Origin of the sequence: Saccharopolyspora sp. NPDC050389, from assembly GCF_040655595.1 — a bacterium.
GTDB lineage: Bacteria > Actinomycetota > Actinomycetes > Mycobacteriales > Pseudonocardiaceae > Saccharopolyspora.
In genome coordinates this window covers 60264-78810 of record NZ_JBFAKG010000027.1, presented here as the reverse complement: position 1 = coordinate 78810, position 18547 = coordinate 60264, and the positions used below count along the sequence as shown (strand labels likewise).

Genomic DNA, 18547 nt, shown 5'->3' with positions numbered 1-18547 from the left:
TGCTTGCCCTGGATTGGATTGCTCGGTTGCGCGCCGTTGGCCAACCGCGTGCACCCTTTCGTGCTCGGGATGCCGTTCCTGCTGTTCTGGATCGTGCTGTGGGTCCTGCTCACCTCGGCCTGCATGGCGATCGTGTACTGGACCGACCCCGCCAACCGGAGGCAGCCGCGATGAACGCAGCATTGCCCGTCCTCGGCCTCTTTCTGGCGCTGGCACTGGTGCTGGGCCTGCGATCGCGCCGCGGCAAGCATATGGACCTGGAGCAGTGGAGCGTCGGAGGGCGCGGGTTCGGCGCTCTCTTCGTATTTCTCCTGCTGGCCGGTGAGATCTACACGACCTTCACCTTTCTTGGGGCCAGTGGCTACGCGTACAGCAACGGCGGCGCCGCGTTCTACATCTTGTGCTACGGCGCCTTGGCCTACGTGATGTCCTACTGGTTGGCACCGGCGATTTGGCGCTACGCCAAGCGCGAGCAGCTGGTTTCGCAACCCGATTGGTTCGTCCGGAAGTACCGCAGCCGCGGGCTCGGAGTGCTCGTGTCGCTCATCGGCGTGGTCGCGATGATCCCGTACCTGCAACTGCAGTTGACCGGGCTCGGGATCATCGTGGAGGAAACCTCCTACGGTGCCATCTCCCGGCCGACCGCCATCTTGATCGGGGCGATCGTGCTCGCCGGTTACGTCGTGCTTTCCGGAATCCACGCCGCCGCCTGGAATGCCGTGATCAAGGACGTACTGGTGCTCGTCGTCATCATCGCGATCGGGCTGTACCTGCCGCTGCACTACTTCGGCGGCGTTTCGACCATGTTCGAGGCGGTCGACGCCGCCCAACCGGGATTCCTCGCCCTGCACGAGCCCGCGCACGACACCGGCTGGTTCATCACCTCGATCATGCTGTCCGCCCTCGGGTTCTTCATGTGGCCGCACTACTTCGGCGCGATCTACGCCGCCAAGGACGAGCTGTCCTTCCGGCGCAATGCCGCGCTGCTGCCGCTCTACCAGATCGTCTTGCTGTTCGTGATCTTCTCGGGGCTGACGGCGGTACTCGTCGTTCCCGGCTTGAGTAACGGCGACCTCTCGCTGCTCGCGGTCACCCGCCAGACCTTCCCGCCGGTCGTCACCGGGCTGGTGGGCGCGGCCGGCATGTTCTGTGCGCTGGTTCCGGGAGCGATGCTGCTGACCACGAGCGCCACGATGCTGGCCAAGAACCTGCTGCAGGAGTTCGTGCCATTGGTCGGCGATGCCCGGGTCCCCCGGATCGCCAAGCTCTTCGTGCCGGTCGTGACCGCGATCGCGGTCTACCTGACGTTCAACGGGGGAGAGGCGATCGTCAACCTCCTGCTGCTTGGCTACGCGTTCGTCACGCAGCTGTTCCCGTCCCTGATGGCGAGCCTGTTGCGCCGGAACCCGATCAACAAGTGGGGCGCGGGCGCTGGGATGGTCGTGGGTGTGCTGGTGGTCAGCTGGCTTACCTTGGGTGAGATCAGCATCGGGGACTTGCTGCCGGCTCTGCCCGCCTCGCTGCAGCACCTCAACGTCGGCGTGGTCGCCCTCGTCGCGAATATCGTCACTTGTCTGCTGGTTTCGGCACTAACACGAGCACGACCGGAACAAGAACCTGATACGGCTACCGCGCAGCCTGTTCTCGTGGAGAAGCCCCGCAGTCAGTGACCGGGCGCAGGTTGAAGACATGATCCGTCCACAGTGGTCGCATGCGTGGCGTCGTCTTCCCGGACGAGCATCCGGCCATCTGGCAGCTCGTAGCCCTTGGCGATGTCCTCCCGCCGCGCCGGACGGTACAGATCCGCCCGTGCCGGGTACGGCGGCCGAGCACCGCGCTGTCGGCGGCGTTCGTTCTCGTGCTGGGCAGTTTGTGCGAGGACCCGGTGGAAGGTGGTGCCGCCTTCCTGTTCCATCGACTGTGTTTTGAGGAGGAGCTGATGGAACTGATCCAACGACTCGAAAGACTCCCGATGAGCCGGCCTCATCTCCGACTGCTCGGCCAAGGCGGGCTGGGCTGCACGTTCGACGCCAGGGACGGCGCGGTCATCGCATTCATCTCCCCGTGGTCGCCGCGTCCTGACATCTCTCCCACGGGACCACTGGGGTGTGCGGCTGACGAAGATCGGCTTCACCCAGGGGCTTCGTTGGGTCTTCTGTCGTCCGGCGGCTGCTCGGACGTACGTGTCCGCCTCCCAGCCGTGGCGTTGACCATGTGAGCAGGGCGGCTCGGTAACGTAGTGACACTGCGGGAGGGGCAGCTTCGAGGAACTATCGGAGTGGCTGCGCGCTCGGGGCCAGCACACCGAGACCGTTAGCGAGCCTGGTGCCCCAGAACCTTGAGGACATCGGAGATCCACACTAGTGCGTAGGGTGGAACCGGTTCTCCATGAGAGACCAGCTGTGCGAGGTTGTTCCAGGACTCGGAGAGTTGGCCGACTGTCAGCTGTTCTGGATCCGGCTGGGTGTAGACGTCGTAGGCCGCTTCCGGTGAAATCGACCAGAAGTAGTCCTTGTCGAGTTCGACGGTCTCGCCTACCTGCTGCTGCAGGTTGTCCAGTGCCTGGTTGAGCACCTGGCGTAGGACCTCGACCGACACCACGGACTCGTCGTCGCTCATCGCGCACCCTTGTAGATCTTGTCGATGTTCTCCCGAAATGTCTGGATCTCTTTCTCCAGATGCCTGACACGGCCGTCGATGATCCGCGGGCGGCCCTCGTCGTTCGGGGCGTTCTTGATGGTGGAGCCATCTCCAAAAGCATGGGTTTAGCACGGATTGATCTATGGTACGAAAATGGCAGGTCAGCCCTATGTGGGCTGACCTGCACTAACGAGTGCCCCCGGCGCGGCACATGCAGCAATCACACCAGGCTTGACCTGGGGGTTTTGAGTTCTCGTGATCTGGTTGGCCTGTGCAGTGCTCTGAGGGAGTTTGACTGCGGCTGCGGCGAGTTCCTTCGTGCCTTCTGCCGGAAGCGTGACTTCGATCAAGGCTTGGTCCGTTTCGTAGTCGATGTGGATGCATAGTTTCGTTAGCTCGAAGAGTCGTCCTAGGAGCTCGGCCGGTGCGCGGTGCAGGTTCACCGAAAGATGGGGCAAGACTTCAACGAGCTTCAGGTCTGAGCGGTTGAGGGGACGCGGTGAGGAGGCCTCTTCCTGATCAAGCTCCTCAAGATCCTTCTCGAGCTGTTCTTGTTCAATCGTCAAGGCGTTGTAGCGCTCCCTTAGGCCTTGGGTGAACGGATCGGAGGGGGCGGCGTCTTCGGCCTGGCTGAGCAGATTCTGTTGCTTACGGGTCACCTCGCTGAGGCGCTTCGTCAGGTGGTCGCGGCGGCGAGTCCTTTCTCGTTGGTCGCGGTCGTCGAACTGATCTGGTCCGGCTGAGAGTAGATTCAGACGATCTTTCCCGAAGACACAGTCGCTATAGACAGCGTTCAAGGCTGTCAGGATTGCGTCCTCGCGCATGTAGACAGTGTTCGGATGGTCTCCGAGCCGGTCCATGCGGCCGCGGTTGTTGTTCTTCGGCCAGCAGCGGTAGTAGAGGTGCCCGCGGTGCCGGTGACCAAGCATGCGCCGGCCGCACCGGCACAGCAGTCGCCCACGCAGCTTGTACGCGCGTTTGGTGTTCGGATGCTGGTTCTCCTCCCTGCCATCCCGGGAGCCTCGCTTTGCTTCTCGTCGAGCTGCCAGTTCGTCGAACATCCACTTTGGAATAAGCGGTTCGTGCGCGGGCTCGGCTGACCATACCCACATCTCTGGAGGGTTGACTGCCCCGTTGCGGCTGCGTCGGGCTCGACGGTTGTAGACCTGGTAGCCGGTGTACTTGGGGTTCTTGAGCACGTCGGCAACAGAGGATTTCGACCACGCCCGGCGGGCGCGCTTTCCTCCGTTGGGCTCCGGTGGGGGATGCTCGTCGAGGTCTGCGTTGAGGCGTTCAGCGATCGTGTCGAACCCGAGCTGTTCGTGATAGCGCCACTTGGCCATCAACGTCACCGTCTCGCCTCGCTTGCCGTCCGGTTCCAGCCGAGTCTTGGTGATTCCCTTCTCGGCCTTGACCGGGTTCGGGTGCCGGAACTTCTTGGCCTTGTAGCCATAGCACGGCTTGCCGATGTTGTAGCCCTCGCGCACATGGGTGCAGGTCCCGCCCCAGGACTGCTCCAGCATGTTGAGCACTTCGTACTCGGCGACGGACTGGTTGATCCGACGCTGCAGAATCTGCTGGGCACGCCCGCCGGTGAGCACGATCGGCTCATTCGAGGCGAACACGGCGACGCCAGCCTTTTCCAGCTGCCGCTCGACTGAGAGGTTCTCGTACATTTTGCGGGCGATCCGGGACATCGTCTCGCAGACGACAACATCGAAACGCCGGTTTGGTCGCTGGGCTTCCTCGAGAAGGTTCGCGATCCCGCCGTCACGGGCGATAGGGATGTCGAAACGCTCGTAGCCGGCCTTGCGGCCTCGTCGCTCCAGTTCCATACGACCGGACTCGACGTCGTAGAAGTGCGCGACAATGACCCAGGACTCCGGCAACACGCTCTTGGACCGGGCCAGCTGCCGCAGTAGGGACTGCCGTGGGTCTTGGTGTTCCTCGGTCGAGGTACGCCCCACCCACGCCACGCGCACTTCCTTACCGCGCACGGCGGCTGGCAACGAGAACGGTGACACCGCGAGATCCGATACTCCGCCTCGGCCGAGCGGGGATGTGAGCGCTGGCGCTGGTGGGTCAGCCGACGTTGTCATGGTTCCTCTTCTTCCTCCTCGGCGGGGGAGCCAACCGACCGTTGGTCCTGGTGGGCCCAAAGCGCAAGGTCAATAAGGATCTTGGTCAGCTCCGTCCGGAGCCAGTTCCCCTCTTCGCCATCCATCGGGTTAACAATATGTTCGAAACACCAACGTCTCCCGGGCTCGGATCCCCCAGGGCAGTCCGGTGACCGCGATGTCCTACCGCGTGCCATCGTTACCGCCGAACAGCACATGGATGTGAGTGCCGGTGAGCATTCGAAGCCCGGTGACCATAACGCCGGCGCTCGGCGTGCGTAGCCACCAGCAGGCAGAAACCCTCGAGCGTGTCCACCGCCTGTTCACGACGCATCCGCCTTAGCAGCGCGGTTCTCCAGCTCTGCCACCCGGCGCAAGAAGATTTCGTGGTAGTCGACCCGGAGGTCGATACCTAGGTACTGGCGACCGAGTTGCCGGGCCGCGATGCCCGTTGTTCCCGCCCCAGAGAACGGATCCAAGACAGTGCTGTTGGGCGGACATCCGGCGGCGATACAGCGAAGCGGGATATCGATCGGGAACGGCGCGCAATGCGCTTCGCGCAGCGGCCGGGTGGGGATCGACCAGACATCTCCGGGGTTCTTGCCGCGGTTTGGTGATGCGAGGAACGGTGTTTTGATGGTATTGGGTTTGTTTCCGCCGTAGTGGGTTTTTCGATGAGGGGGACGATCCTGCGAGTAGGGCGCCAGGATAGGTTCGATGTCGAAATTGTAATCGGGTTGTTTGACTAGGAGGAAGAGTGTTTCGTAGCGTTGGGATAGACGGTCGCGTGCGGGGTCTGGGATGCCGTTGGGTTTGTGCCAGATGATGGCGTTGCGGATGATCCATCCGTCGGACTGCAGGGCCATGGCGGCTCGCCATGGCAAGCCGAACAGGCTTTTGTGGCGGACGGTGTAACGCGTTGAGGTCGTTTCGTTAGTGAGTGTGCGACCTGTGCCGCTGGTCTGGTAGCTGTAGCCGTCGCGGAGGTTGAGCCACAATGTCCCTTGTGGCCGTAGTACGCGCGCTATCTCGGCGCCGACTGTACGTAGTTGTCTGACGTAGTCGTCGAGAGTGGGTTCCAGCCCATACTGGAGATCGTGACAACGTGCACCGCATTTTCGACACCGTTTCGGGCTTTCTGGGGAACCTGGGAAATTTGGAGTGAACTTGATGGTGCGGCGTTGATGGGGTGTAGTGCCCAGGGTGTGCTGGCAATGAGCGGTTCCGCCGATCCATTTTGCGGTGCCGTAATCGCGCAAACCCCACTGGGGTGGTGACGTCACTACACAATCCATGGAGCTACGTGGCATCGCTTGGAGGACACTGCAAGTGTCGCCGACGTGTAGTTCTGTGATTGGGTCGCGGTAGTAGAGCGAGTTCATGCTGCGCGCCACCTTCGTCTCCCGTCGTCGTTCGGGAAAACGGCTGAGCATGTTGCCGGAAGGCGGACCACGAGCACATCAAGATGAGCTGGGTGTGAGGTGAGGTGGCCGTGAATGTCAGTGCGCTCCGGACTGGTTCCCGTGCGAGTGACGATTCTTGGGTGCGCCCGGTTTTCGTGGATGAGACCGATCGCGTCGGCGACGTCATGAATCTCGCTGTGTAGGTCGAGCAGATGCCCGCGGCGTCGCCAGGGCCGGCAGGTGACCACGATGTGCGCGCCGGGCCAGACCCAGTCGGCGACTGCATCCAAGTCCTCGTAGAGGTCGACTAGGACCTGGCTGGGGTCGCATTCTGGGGTGTGACGCAGGTCGGTGAGTACGAAATCGATGGCGCCAGGCAGCTCGGCGGCCCGGGGATCGTCGGCGCTGTCAAGCAAGGCCGCGGTGCCGACCGACCCGGTCAGCCGGGCAAGGTTGGCTTCTAGGAAGGATTCCCACTGAACCTGGGTGGGCAACAGGCCAAGCGCTTTGCGGCCAGCGCGGACGACTTCAGCCAGGAGCAGGCCCGAGCCGGGGTTGGGATCGCAGACGGTGTCGCCAGGGCTGGTGTAGGTGGTGATGATCTGCTGCACCACGGCTGATGTCAGAGTTGTGTCTGCCCAGGTGGTGCCGACATGCTGGTCAGCGAAATGCAGGCGCGAGTCTGTGCGGTCGGTGTCCCCGGCACGGGCGGGGCCTACGTTGATCTTAGGCATAGCAGCCCGACCTGTTCGGGGTCGCGCGGCGAAACACCTCTGCGGTCGTGTGGATACAGCGATGCCCGCCGCGTGCGATCGCTCGGCGGTCCTGTCCGGATGGGGGCCGAGCGGCGGACGGGAGTTGGTGGGCCAGGATCAGCCGGTCGGTCAAGATCAGTCCGGCCTGCGCCGCGAGATGTGCCAAGTGCCCCGAATGGGTGCCTCGCCCACTGTACTGATCGCTACTGCGTGTGAGCGCGACGACGGCTCCGCCTGCGGCAAGATTGAGCGTCGAGTCGGCCAGTGCACACGGCGTGACGGGACAGTCGGACCATCCGGCAATGATCAATGTGACGCCGCCCGAATCCGGGCCGGAAGGACCGTTGAGGGGTGGGCGGCCGGTCGGGTTCGCGACCGGCTCGATCAGGTGGTCGTGGCGGGGTCCGAGTCCGGACCCGGACCTCGAAATGTCGCGCGAGCATCCGTCAGCGGGACCCGACTTATGGTCGAGGTGAGGTGAGTGGTCTGCGGTCGTGGTGGCGCCGCGGCCGAGTCGGAGGACGGACTCCACGAGTCGGTCCCGGCGTTGCAGGCTCGCGGAGGTCGGGTCTTCGGGGGCGGCGAGCATGATCCGGTCGCCGGGCACGGTGTAGGTCCTCGTGATCACTGAGACCTCAGCGGTGACGATCTCGTCTGCCCCTGCTGCAGGGTCGACGAGGCACAGTCGCACTGTGGCCGATGCCGACGGACCGGAGCGTTCGCGGCGTGGCTCACGGGCTGCGGCGTTCGAGTGGCTCAGTCCGCTGGCTTCCACGGTGTTGGGGGGCGGCGCATCCGGGGTCGGGAGGGCAGGCATTGGGTGCTCCGTTGATCGTCGGGTTGTGCCAAGAGCACTCCTGAAGTCCGCGAAACCTGCCCTGATCGGTCGTCGCTGCCTGCAGAAAATTCTCGCCTTCACACGTGCGGAACGGACACCCTGCGTCACTGGATCTTTCGGTTCCACCGCCCCCCATGTCGACGTCCGAGCGGGTCGTTCAAGGTCGGCGGAGAGCAGTGGTGAGCAGGGCCCCACTAGGCCCTGCGGCATGCCGGTTCAAGATCGCCCCGGAACTTCCTCAAGATCTTTGCTCTTGCTCCCGCTCTCGTCCCGTCGAGGCGACAGCACGGGAACAGCGTCCGACTAACACCGCAGTGCACAGGCCTATTGCTCGCCCAGAGGCAATCGTGAAATCCACCGCAGGGCGATCTTCTTGTTCGCGAACAAGAAGATCGTTTTAGCTTCGTCTTAGTACGGAGCCGTGCGCTGCGCTGTTTCGCGCCTGGCTCTCTCGACGGCGTCATTGACCTCGTTCGAGAGGAGCCGAGACATGGCTCTCCCATCTAGCTCCGAGCACAAAGCGTGGCCGGGTAACCCCCTCGACGCCGCGCGTGAGGCATTCGGGTGGCTGGCCGCGGGCGATCATCCGGTGGCCGTGGATGGCCGCCTGTTCGATCACTTGCCTGCCCGTGAGATCCCGGTCGACGAACTCCGGGACTTGCTGCTGGCCAAGGGGTGCCCGCGGCGGGTGTGGGACCAGGTGTGGACGCATGTGATCAGCCGCGCCCGGATCGAGGGCGGTACGTGGCTGGTCGCCGCGGTCGGGTTGGCGCTGCCGATGCTGACCTCGCTGGCTGCCCGGCTGACCGAGCGCTATGCCGATGACCCGGCCGACATCCACGCCGAGGTCCTGCATGGGTTCCTCGACGCGCTGCACACGGTGGATCTTGCCGCCGGACGGATCACGATCCGGCTCCGGTGGGCCGCCTATCGCGCCGGGCATCGGGCACTGCTGGACGGACTGGATGGGCCGATCCCGAAGCCGCCGGGGTTTCACTCCAGCGACCCCAAACCCCCGGCCGGCCATCCGGACCTGGTCCTGGCTCGCGCCGTCGAAGCCGGGGTCCTCACCCGGACCGAGGCCGAGCTGATCGGCGCCACCCGGCTGGAAGGCGTCGAGCTGGCCGACTGGCCGCACCACCCTGAGCTGACCTACGAAGGCCTGCGCAGCATCCGCCGTCGGGCCGAAGCCCGACTCGTCGCCTGGCTGATCGAGTCCGGCATCGGCCGGACCGACGGCGATCCGACCGGCGAGACCGCTGCCGCCCGGCTATCGCTCGAGCAGAGGACGAGAGCGGCGAGCCGGTCACGTTCTGTAGCGAAAGAAGTTGACCGCTCGGTGACCGGTGAGGGCCCGATTTTCGGACTTCAGGGCTGCGACTGATCCCTGCTCGCTTCCCAGGCTCGTCGCCTGCTGATCGCCTCTGGAGGTTCCGTTCATGATCACGATTCACCCTCGCCGTCGTTCCCCGACAAGCCCGCAGCCCTCCCTGCCTGCACTGTCACGATGCCGTCGGAGGTGGACGGGGCTGGCGGTGGCCGCTGCGCTCGCCGTCGCGCTTGGAGTGCTCGCCGTCGCTTCGGCAACGGCGGCCCCCTACGTCTTGGCTCAAGCCCCCGGGCCGTCGATCACCGATGTCCTCAACAACGCCCGGAACTGGATCATGGGCATCCTCGCGCTGCTCGCCACCCTGTTCCTCACTGTGGGTGGGGTCCGCTATCTGATGGCCGGCGGGAACGCGGGCGAGGTGGAGAAGGCCAAGCAGGCGTTCAAGAGCGCCGGGATCGGCTACGGGTTGACCGTGCTAGCGCCGGTGGTGGTTGAGATTCTCAAAGAGATCTTGGCCCAGCCAAAATGACCACCACATGGTCCTGGATCTGGCGTGCTGGAGTGCGGCGCATTGTCCTCGCCGGGCTCGTGGTGTTGCTTGGCGTCACAGGGTTCGGTTTCACCGGCACAGTCCGGGCCGAATCCACGTCGGTGCCCGCACGTCCGTCTGGCGAACCGCTCCCTCTGCCGCTTCCGGTGCCGTCTGGACCGGGGTGCGGCCCCGACCAGCCACAGACCCCGGCGTGTCTTCTACCGACGGTGGCGCCGAGCAGCCCCACCTCGCCCGCGCTACCGGCACCGCCGAATCCGGCGCCAGAACCTGAGCCTGCGTCCGAGGAACCGGAGAGCTCGTGGATCGGGGAGTTCCTTACGGGGTGGATTCGCGATTTCTTCGCCGATGTCGCGCGTTCGGCTCTCGAAGGGGTGCTGGGCATGTTGGCGGATTCCCTGCTCTCTACCCCGCGGTTCGACCAGCTTCCCGTCATGGGCCAGCTGTGGAACAGCTCCCGCAACATCATGATCGCCGCGTATGTGTTGGTGACCACGATCGCGGGGGTCGTGGTCCTGTCCTATCAGACGTTGCAAACGCGGAGTTCGGTGAAGGAGATTCTGCCGCGGCTGGTGATCGGGTTCGTGGCCGCGAACCTGTCGCTGTTTCTGGGCGGAAAGGCGATCGAGTTCGCCAACGCGCTGTCCCGGGCGTTCCTGGGAGATCAGACCGGAGCGGAAGAAGCGTCCCGCGTATTCGTGGACACGCTGCTCGGTAAGGTGCCGGAAGAAGGTGAGGACTTCTCTCCCTACGGCGATCTGTATGTCGTCTTCACCGTCCTGGCGCTCGTGGTCATGATTATCGCAGTGCTGCTGACCTATGTGGTCCGGATTGCGCTGACCGTGCTCTTGCTTGCCGCGGCTCCGCTGGTGTTGATGTGTCACGCCTTGCCGCAGACCGAGTCCATTGCCTTTTGGTGGTGGCGTGTCTTCGGCGCGGTTCTCGTCGTCCAGGTCGCACAATCTCTCGCTTTCATCTCTGCCCTGAAGATCTTCTATCTACCTGGCGGAATCACCATCTTCTGACCCGCCACACATCGCCCGTCTCGCAACAGGGGGATGGTCCATGATTCCTTTTCTGACTGCACTTGCATTGTGTTACATCCTCGTCAAAATCCCGTTCTGGGTCATAGGAGCTGCCCGCGGAGGCGGCGGCAGATCATTCATCGGGAGACTCGTCAGGGCCTTCATCGCCTACAAGACCTTCGGGCTGATCCGGGGACGACGAGGCGCGCCACCGGTAAAAGGCCACCCGAAAACCTCAGCGGATCCTTACGAGTCGCCGAAGGCGACTGCTAGCGGCCAATACATGTTGCCGTTGAACGTGAGACGTCAACGGCGTGGCCCCTCGGTGCGACAGCCGAACTTCCCGAAACCGAAGGCGGCGCAGCCGCGCCGAACCGAACAGGGCCAACAGCTGAAGCTCCCTCTCGATGGGGAATGGCCGGAGAACAAGCCCCGGCTTGGCCGGGATGGGCAATACCGCCTGCCGCTGAACGTGCAACGCCAACCGGCACGTCAATGCCCAACGCCACCGCCGCCGAATCCGCCATCCCGGCGGCCGCGAACTCAGCAGTTGCGTTTCCCAATCGATGGTCAGTGGCCGGAGACCAGACCCGTGCTCGGCCGGGATGGGCAGTACCGCTTGCCGCTCGACGTCCAGCGCGTCCGGCGGCCAGAAGCCGCCCCCGCGCCACCGAAGCCACTGCCGACTTCGTCGCCGCGGCCTGCGGCCCGGCAGCTCAAGTTGCCCCCTGACGGTGAGTGGCCGGAGAGCAAGCCCCGCCTCGGTCCCGAAGGGCAATACCAGTTGCCGCTGCAGGTCCAGCGAGCCCGCCGCCCCGCGGCAGCCCCACCGACTCCGCCACCGGCATCGCCGGCTACGCGGCCGGGATCAACGCACGGCAAGCAGCCCTCGCTGCCGCTGAAGTTGCCGAAGGTCCATCCGCCACGCCCGAGTACCCGCCGCCGTGGAGGTGACACACGATGACGCGCAGCGTCCGCATTCCGGCCGATGTCGACCGCGAGGACCGCATTCTCGCCGGGTTCACCGCGCGCCAGGTCGCCGCCATGGCCGTCACCGGCCTCGTCCTCTACTGCGGATGGCTCGCAACCCGCGCAGTGCTCCCGGTGGTGGCGTATCTGGTCATGGCCGCGCCGATCGCAGCTGCGGTCGTATTGCTGGTGGTGGTCACCCGCGACGGAATCACGCTGGATCGCCTGCTGCTGGCGGCGCTGCACCAACGCCTGTCCCCACGACGCCGCGTCGCCGCCCCCGAGACTCCGGCGGCGGTGCCCGAGTGGCTGTCCGAGTTCGCCGACCAAGCCGACGACGTCGCCCTCGGGGGCCTAGAACTTCCCGCGAACGCGGTGAGCGAGGCCGGAGTGATCGATCTCGGGCGGGATGGTCTCGCGCTGGTGGCCGCGTGCTCGACGGTCAACTTCGCGTTGCGCACCCCGGCCGAGCAGGAAGCACTCGCGGCGGGCTTCGGCCGTTATCTGCACAGCTTGACTGCCGGTGTCCAGATTCTCGTGCGCGCCCAGCGCTTGGATCTCACCAGTCACATTGATGATCTTCGCCACCGTGCGGCGAGCCTGCCTCATCCGGCGCTGGAGGACGCCGCGCTCGATCATGCCGACTACCTGCACCAACTGGGCGAGCAGGCCGAGCTCCTGCGCCGGCAGATCCTGCTGGTGGTCCGCGAGCCTGTCGGGAGCGCATCCACGGATGCCCTGAGCCGGTCCCGACGCCGGCACCGAGATCACACCGAGGATCAAGAGCCCTCGACCGGAGCGCGCCGTGCTGCGGCCTCCCGGCTGGTGCGGCGGATGCATGAAGCCATCGAACTCCTGGCGCCCGCCGGAATCGAGGCCACCCCGCTGGATGCGGGGCAGGCCACGGCGGTGCTGGCCGCCGCCACCAACCCTGACCGGCTCGTGCCGCCCTCGCCGGAGATGGCCGGTGCCCACGAGGTCATCACCATCAGCCCGGGCTGGGGCCTCAGCGATGAGGAGGACACACCCTGATGCGCACCCGAAACCACCGCCGCACAACAGGGTCATCTGGCAGCGCGTTCACCCCGGACGCCATCGAGGTCGGCGCGCGCCATCTACAGATCGGCGAGGACTGGGTCGCCAGCTTCGCTATCACCGGCTACCCGCGCGAAGTCCACCCCGGCTGGCTGCAGCCGCTGCTGACCTATCCAGGGCGACTGGACGTGTCCCTGCACATCGAACCGATCGATCCGCGCGTGGCCGCAGATCGGCTGCGCAAGCAACTGGGCAAGCTGGAGTCCGGTCGCCGTGATGATGCCGCACACGGACGCCTGGCCGATCCCCAGGTCGAGGCTGCGACCGAGGATGCCTACGACCTCTCGGATCGCCTGGCCCGTGGTGAAGGTCGACTGTTCCGATTCGGCCTTTACCTCACCGTGCATGCCGGTTCCGAGGACGAACTCGTTGAAGAGATCAGTGCCGTGCGTGCTCTGGCGGCCAGTCTGTTGCTGGATGCGAAACCCACTACCTACCGGTCTTTGCAGGGTTGGGTGACCGCCCTGCCGATGGGCCTGGACCAGATCCGGATGACCCGCACCTTCGACACCGCCGCCCTCTCGGCGGCGTTTCCCTTCACCAGCCCCGACCTACCTCCACCGGACGTGACCTCCTCCTCGGCCGCCCGCGGCGTGCTCTACGGCTACAACCTCGGCAGCCAGGGCCTGGTGCACTGGGACCGTTTCGCCAGCGAAAACTACAACTCCGTCATCCTCGGCCGCTCCGGAGCGGGCAAGTCCTATCTGGTCAAGCTCGAAGCCCTCCGCAGCCTCTACCGCGGTGTGGAGGTCGCCATCATCGACCCCGAGGACGAATACGCCCGCCTCGCCGGTGCTGTCGGCGGCACCTACATCCCCCTCGGTACCGGAGGAGTCCGGCTCAACCCCCTCGACCTGCCGATCCACACGGGCCCCGACGGGCGCCGCTGCGCCCCCGCTGACGCGCTCACCCGGCGCAGCCTGTTCTGCCACACTCTGCTTTCCGTCCTTTTCGGACAACCATTGACTGCCGGCGAGCGAGCCGTACTCGACCTGGCGGTCACTGCGACCTACCAGGCTGCGGGGATCACCGAGGACGCCCGCACCTGGACACGCCAAGCACCACTGCTGCCGGACCTGCAAGCTGCCCTCGCAGCAAGCCACGACGGGACCGCCCACGATCTCGCCGCTCGCCTGCGTCCGTTCACCGAGGGAGCATTCTCAGGGCTGTTCGACGGGCCCACAACGCAGACGACCGAGTCGCACCTGCTGGTGTTCTCCTTGCGGCATCTCCCGGACGAGCTCAAACCCGCGGGCACCCTGCTGACGCTGGATGCGGTCTGGCGGCGCATCTCCACTCCCGCCGCACGCCGTCCCAGATTGTGTGTCGTCGACGAGGCGTGGCTGCTGATGCAGCAGCAGGCGGGAGCCGAGTTCCTGTGGCGCATGGCGAAATCCGCCCGCAAACACTGGACAGGTCTCACCGTCGCCACCCAGGACGTCGGAGACGTCCTCGGCTCCGACCTCGGCAAAGCCGTGATCGCTAACGCTGCCACCCAGGTGCTCCTTCGACAAGCGCCGCAATCCATCGACGACATCGTGCGCACGTTCGCACTGTCGGAAGGGGAAAGGCAGTTCCTACTCTCGGCCGGCACCGGTCAGGGATTGCTCGCGGCCGGGACGCAACGCGTCGCCTTCCACGCCATCGCCTCCGACGCTGAACACCAGCTGATCACCACAAACCCGGCCGAACTGGCCGCCATGACCGACGACGAGCCGCCCACCGGCCATGACTTCACCGCTGCCGAGGTGCATCCGGACATCGTCCTCGACGACTAGACCAGGAAGGAGGAACGCGCGTGTACGCCCTCACCACCACCGGTGGCCCCAGTCAGCACATTCTCGGCTCGCTCCTGCACGCCTTCGGTCACGACTTCCTGCTCTCGTGGACCATTGCCGCAGGGCTCATCGCCGGAATCTCGATCGCCTGTGCCCTCATCGCCATCGCCGGGGTGTCCATCGGCGTCCTGGCCGTGCGCGGAACTCACGGACTGATCCGGCTTTACACAGGCCGCACCTGTCCTCCCCACAGCCTCGAGTATGCCCAGCTGATCACCGTGCACACCGATGGCGTGACCACCACCGTCATCAACCTTGATCACTACCGCCGTCAGCGGCACCACCGGCATGAAGGCACACAGACCACGCCCCACGAGGCGGAGAACCATTCCGAACCCGGCGACGACCCCGCATAGGCCATCACCAACGCCACATCTCCGCAACGCATCGGATGGCAGTTCCGTCACCCCTCTTTCTGTCCTTGCTTCCCTGCAGAGGTACTCCTATGCCTTCCTCTCACACGGCTCACTCTTCGAGCTCCGCACAGGCATCTTCCGCTCGTCCGCGGCGATTGCTTACCCAGAACAGAGAAATGCGCGCCATCGGCGCGTGGAACTGGACATTGCCAGCCTGGGCGGGGAGATTGCCCGACGGCCGTACCTACAACACCTGCCCCTCGGCAGGGGTGTGCCGTCAGGTCTGCTACGCCCGTCACGGCACCTACCTGTGGCCGGTCGTGCGAGCCAAACACCACGCGAACCTGCAGTTCGTTCTCGACGACCTGCCAGGCTGGGAACAGGCCATGCTCGGTGAGCTTGCAGCGCCCCGGTTCCGCAGCGGCTGGATCCGGATTCACGATTCCGGCGACTTCTTCTCCGACGCCTACCTGGCGTCGTGGCTGCGCATCATGCGCCAGCGAACGGAGGTGAACTTCTACTGCTACACCAAGGAAATTCACCGCTTCAGAGCACTCGTCGAACCTGACCCGCCTGCGAACTTTCTGTGGGTGTACTCCTACGGTGGCACACAGGACTCCGAGCTGACCGCCTCCGACCGCGTGGCCGACGTGTTCCCCGACGAGGCCTCCATCGAAGCCGCGGGATGGTCGTCGCAGGACGCCTCGGACTTGCTGGCTGTGCTCGGCCCCAAGCTGGTGGGAGTGCCGGCCAACCGCATCCCGCATTTCCTGCGTCGCTTGCAGGGCCGCCGGTTCTCCGAATGGCAAGCCGAGGTCGACGCCGAACGACACACCCGCCACACCGCGCGAGTGCAAGCGATCACCACCGCACGATCCGCGCGCCGTCGAATGCCGCCTGAATCGGGGTCGAAGGCTGCCTGACCCGCTCTCGTTTACGAGCTCACTTCTTCGAGGAGGAGACCACATCATGATATTGCGACGCTCGGTTGTGGACAGTCTGGTCGGCGAGTTAATGACCGATCCGTGGGGCATGATCCAGGCGCTCCTCACCACGGTGTGGTCGTGGGTCCGTTCATGGGGTTTCGTCGCGTTGCCGGCACTGCTTGTCGTGGTGGTCGGATCGTGGATTCTGCATCGGTGGCGGTTTCGCCGGTGCCAGGACGCGCTGCATGAGAGGGCCCGCGTGGTGACGATCCTGGCGCCGCCGACCGTCGACCCGGGCGGGGCACAAGCGGTGTGGTCGAACCTGGTGGGACTGCTGCGTCCGAAGCTACAGCGCCTGATGCGCGGGCAGCCGCAGCTGGCCTGGGAGTTTGTCTTCGATCACGACGGGCTCCAGATCCGGTTGTGGGTGCCGGGCACGGTCCCTCCCGGAATGGTCGAGCGTGCTATCGAGGCAGCCTGGCCCGGTGCGCACACCCGCAGTGCACCCGCCAGCTCACCACTGCCTATAGAGCCTGCCGATGGGCACCGCCATCTGGCCACGGGGGGCGTGCTGCGCCTGGCCCGGTCGGAGGCGTTGCCGATCCGCTCGGAGTTCGACACCGATCCGATCCGGGCGCTGCTCGGCGCACCGGTGGGCCTCGGGGTGCATGAGGTCGCCTGTGTGCAGGTCCTCGCGCGCCCGGTCACCGGACGTCGGGTCAAGCGTGCGCGGCGAGCCGCCCGGCACCTCGATGCCGGGCGGTCCACGCGGATGGTGGGCCGGATTCTCGATGTGATCACGCCCGGCCCGACGTCCAGCGCGAAGAACCAGGCTGGTCTGCCGAAGCTTGATCCGCAGACCTCGCTGGAGTTCAACGCTCAGAACCGCGCCATCGTGGTCAAGCAGCGCGGATCCCAGTGGGAAACCGTCATTCGGTACGCGGTCGCGACCACCGTGCCCACCGACATGCCCGCGGAGCAGGTCGCTCGACGCCGCCAGCAACTCAGAGGCAAGGCGCACGCGATCGCCAGCGCGTTCTCCGTTTTCACCGAACACAATCACTACCGGCGCCGCCGGCTGGGTGCCCCGTTGACGGCGATGGCTCAACGTCGATTGCGCCGTGGTGACCTGCTCTCGATTCCCGAACTGGCTGCCGTGGCGCATCTACCCACCGATGAGGGGCTGCCCGGCTTGGCCCGCGCCGGGGCGAAGGCCGTGCCTCCTCCGCCGAACACGCCCACCGAAGGCGAGCTCATCCGCCCCGTCGGGATCTCCGACACCGGGCAGGCCCGCCCAGTCGGCCTGCAAGTCTCCGACGCTCGCCATCACCTCCACGTTCTTGGCGCCACCGGCAGCGGGAAGTCGACGATTCTGGCGCGGATGATCCTCGCCGACGCCGAACACGGCCGCGGCGCAGTGGTCATCGATCCCAAAGGCGACCTCATCACCGACGTGCTGCAACGGCTCCCCGAGCACGCCGCCGAGAAGGTCGTGCTCTTCGACGCCGACACCCGAGGCCCAGTGCCCTGCCTCAACCCGTTGGAAGGGCCGAGGGAAGCCGCCGTCGACAACCTCGTGTCGGTGTTCTCCCGGGTGTTCTCGTCAGCGTGGGGCCCACGTACCGAGGACATTCTGCGGGCAGGGTGCCTGTCGCTACGGGCTGTCTCGGAGGCACCGACTCTGGCGAAGCTGCCCGACTTGCTCACCGACCCCGCGACCCGGGCACGGCATCAGGAGAAACTAAAGGATGACGCGACGCTGCGGGGATTCTGGAACTGGTATGAGCAGCTCTCCGACGCTGCCCGCGCTCAGTCCATCGCCCCTCTGCTGAACAAACTGCGGGCGTTCTTGTTGCGGCCGTTCGTGGTCAAGGCCATCGCGGCAGGCCCTTCCACAGTGGATCTATCTACTGTATTGGATGGTGGCCTGTGCCTGGTGCGTATCCCCAAAGGCAGCCTCGGTGAAGACACCACCCGGTTGCTGGGCTCGCTCATCGTCGCGCGTGTTTGGCAAGCCACCACCGGCCGAGCGAAGCTGCCGCAACGCCACCGACGGGACGCAGCCCTTTACGTCGATGAAGCACACAACTTCCTCAACTTGCCCTACGCCATGGACGACATGCTCGCCGAAGCCCGTGGCTACCGGCTCGCGATGACGCTCGCGCACCAGCATCTCAGTCAACTCCCACGAGATCTCAAGGAAGGAATCTCGACCAACGCACGCTCGAAGATCTTCTTCAACGCCTCACCCGAAGACGCTCGTGAACTCGCTCGCCACACGGCACCTCGGATCTCTGAGCATGACCTAGCCCACCTCGGAGCCTTCCACGCCGCGGCTCGACTGGTCGTCAACGGCGAGGAAACTCCGCCGTTCACCGTCTCCACCCAACCGCTCCCACCGGCTATCCGTGGGCGAGCAAAGACGGTCCGTCAGGCGGCGGCCCGCCACACCCGGCCCCTCACGTCCAGCGCCGAGCGCACACACGACGACGAGTCGGACGCCAGAGGCTTCGACCCACGCCGCGCGAGCTGAAACACCCACTTCCAAGGACCCCCGCATTACTGGGCGCGGGCGCGCCGTTGTGCGTCTTCGCTTTCCCATCCGGAGGACTCTGCATGTTGGAACCCACTAGACCGCAACGCGCTTTTCGCGCTCCGGCCCCTGCTCGCGTCAGCCCGCGGCTGGCCGCATCCACCGAACACCA

General features: G+C 65.4%; 15 protein-coding genes. 11 read left to right on the top strand and 4 right to left on the bottom strand.

All coding sequences use genetic code 11. The features are described 5' to 3' along the window. Positions 1-3: 3 nt before the first annotated feature. The 3 genes from AB0I53_RS19570 to AB0I53_RS19560 are packed head-to-tail and all read left to right on the top strand — an operon-like array spanning position 4 to position 2218. On the top strand, positions 4-174 hold the full coding sequence (locus AB0I53_RS19570) for a DUF3311 domain-containing protein (protein WP_358604487.1): 171 nt from the start codon (positions 4-6) through the stop codon (positions 172-174). Continuing rightward, positions 171-1670 carry a sodium:solute symporter family protein gene (locus tag AB0I53_RS19565; protein WP_358604485.1) on the top strand — a complete coding sequence of 500 codons (1500 nt, stop codon included), beginning with the start codon at positions 171-173 and terminating at the stop codon, positions 1668-1670. The genes AB0I53_RS19570 and AB0I53_RS19565 overlap by 4 nt, the downstream gene beginning before the upstream one ends. A gap of 41 nt (positions 1671-1711) precedes the next feature. Next, positions 1712-2218 carry a hypothetical protein gene (locus AB0I53_RS19560; protein ID WP_358604482.1) on the top strand — a complete coding sequence of 169 codons (507 nt, stop codon included), beginning with the start codon at positions 1712-1714 and terminating at the stop codon, positions 2216-2218. A 95-nt stretch (positions 2219-2313) separates the two neighbouring features. Here the strand turns inward: AB0I53_RS19560 and AB0I53_RS19555 are convergent, their stop codons facing one another. The 4 genes from AB0I53_RS19555 to AB0I53_RS19540 form a co-directional block, all read right to left on the bottom strand. After that, positions 2314-2619 (bottom strand): hypothetical protein, encoded by a 306-nt coding sequence (locus AB0I53_RS19555; protein ID WP_358604479.1) that lies wholly within the window; start codon positions 2617-2619, stop codon positions 2314-2316. Between the two features lie 188 nt (positions 2620-2807). Then, positions 2808-4664: a recombinase family protein gene (locus tag AB0I53_RS19550; RefSeq protein WP_358604476.1), complete on the bottom strand. Its 1857-nt coding sequence runs from the start codon at positions 4662-4664 to the stop codon at positions 2808-2810. 416 nt (positions 4665-5080) lie between these two features. Continuing rightward, positions 5081-6139 carry a site-specific DNA-methyltransferase gene (locus AB0I53_RS19545; protein WP_358604473.1) on the bottom strand — a complete coding sequence of 353 codons (1059 nt, stop codon included), beginning with the start codon at positions 6137-6139 and terminating at the stop codon, positions 5081-5083. Next, positions 6136-6774, bottom strand: coding sequence for a DNA modification methylase (locus AB0I53_RS19540; protein ID WP_358604471.1), 639 nt, complete (start codon positions 6772-6774; stop codon positions 6136-6138). Before AB0I53_RS19540 ends, AB0I53_RS19545 begins: the two co-directional genes overlap by 4 nt. A gap of 1469 nt (positions 6775-8243) precedes the next feature. Between AB0I53_RS19540 and AB0I53_RS19535 the strand changes: the two genes are divergently transcribed. The 8 genes from AB0I53_RS19535 to AB0I53_RS19500 all read left to right on the top strand — a co-directional run bounded on the left by AB0I53_RS19535 (position 8244) and on the right by AB0I53_RS19500 (position 18375). After that, positions 8244-9137 carry a hypothetical protein gene (locus tag AB0I53_RS19535; RefSeq protein WP_358604468.1) on the top strand — a complete coding sequence of 298 codons (894 nt, stop codon included), beginning with the start codon at positions 8244-8246 and terminating at the stop codon, positions 9135-9137. Positions 9138-9318: 181 nt separating this feature from the next. Next, complete coding sequence (locus AB0I53_RS19530; protein ID WP_358604567.1) at positions 9319-9612, top strand: pilin; 294 nt, start codon at positions 9319-9321, stop codon at positions 9610-9612. Between the two features lie 230 nt (positions 9613-9842). After that, positions 9843-10658, top strand: a complete 816-nt coding sequence (locus tag AB0I53_RS19525; RefSeq protein WP_358604465.1) for a hypothetical protein — start codon at positions 9843-9845, stop codon at positions 10656-10658. A gap of 960 nt (positions 10659-11618) precedes the next feature. After that, the gene (locus AB0I53_RS19520; RefSeq protein ID WP_358604462.1) at positions 11619-12659 is read left to right on the top strand and encodes a PrgI family protein; all 1041 of its coding nucleotides are present in this window, start codon (positions 11619-11621) and stop codon (positions 12657-12659) included. Continuing rightward, complete coding sequence (locus AB0I53_RS19515) at positions 12659-14500, top strand: DUF87 domain-containing protein (protein ID WP_358604460.1); 1842 nt, start codon at positions 12659-12661, stop codon at positions 14498-14500. The genes AB0I53_RS19520 and AB0I53_RS19515 overlap by 1 nt, the downstream gene beginning before the upstream one ends. Positions 14501-14520: 20 nt before the next feature. After that, on the top strand, positions 14521-14916 hold the full coding sequence (locus AB0I53_RS19510; RefSeq protein ID WP_358604458.1) for a hypothetical protein: 396 nt from the start codon (positions 14521-14523) through the stop codon (positions 14914-14916). An 89-nt stretch (positions 14917-15005) separates the two neighbouring features. Then, on the top strand, positions 15006-15839 hold the full coding sequence (locus AB0I53_RS19505) for a hypothetical protein (RefSeq protein ID WP_358604455.1): 834 nt from the start codon (positions 15006-15008) through the stop codon (positions 15837-15839). 46 nt (positions 15840-15885) lie between these two features. Further along, a complete protein-coding gene (locus tag AB0I53_RS19500) occupies positions 15886-18375 on the top strand; it encodes a type IV secretion system DNA-binding domain-containing protein (RefSeq protein WP_358604452.1) in 2490 nt (829 codons plus the stop codon). Positions 18376-18547: the final 172 nt, after the last annotated feature.

Coding starts and splice junctions, on each gene's coding strand:
- AB0I53_RS19565 (WP_358604485.1), top strand. CDS start 171: ATGAACGCAGCATTGCCCGTCCTCGGCCTCTTTCTGGCGCTGGCACTG.
- AB0I53_RS19560 (WP_358604482.1), top strand. CDS start 1,712: ATGCGTGGCGTCGTCTTCCCGGACGAGCATCCGGCCATCTGGCAGCTC.
- AB0I53_RS19555 (WP_358604479.1), bottom strand. CDS start 2,619: ATGAGCGACGACGAGTCCGTGGTGTCGGTCGAGGTCCTACGCCAGGTG.
- AB0I53_RS19545 (WP_358604473.1), bottom strand. CDS start 6,139: ATGAACTCGCTCTACTACCGCGACCCAATCACAGAACTACACGTCGGC.
- AB0I53_RS19535 (WP_358604468.1), top strand. CDS start 8,244: ATGGCTCTCCCATCTAGCTCCGAGCACAAAGCGTGGCCGGGTAACCCC.
- AB0I53_RS19520 (WP_358604462.1), top strand. CDS start 11,619: ATGACGCGCAGCGTCCGCATTCCGGCCGATGTCGACCGCGAGGACCGC.
- AB0I53_RS19515 (WP_358604460.1), top strand. CDS start 12,659: ATGCGCACCCGAAACCACCGCCGCACAACAGGGTCATCTGGCAGCGCG.
- AB0I53_RS19505 (WP_358604455.1), top strand. CDS start 15,006: ATGCCTTCCTCTCACACGGCTCACTCTTCGAGCTCCGCACAGGCATCT.
- AB0I53_RS19500 (WP_358604452.1), top strand. CDS start 15,886: ATGATATTGCGACGCTCGGTTGTGGACAGTCTGGTCGGCGAGTTAATG.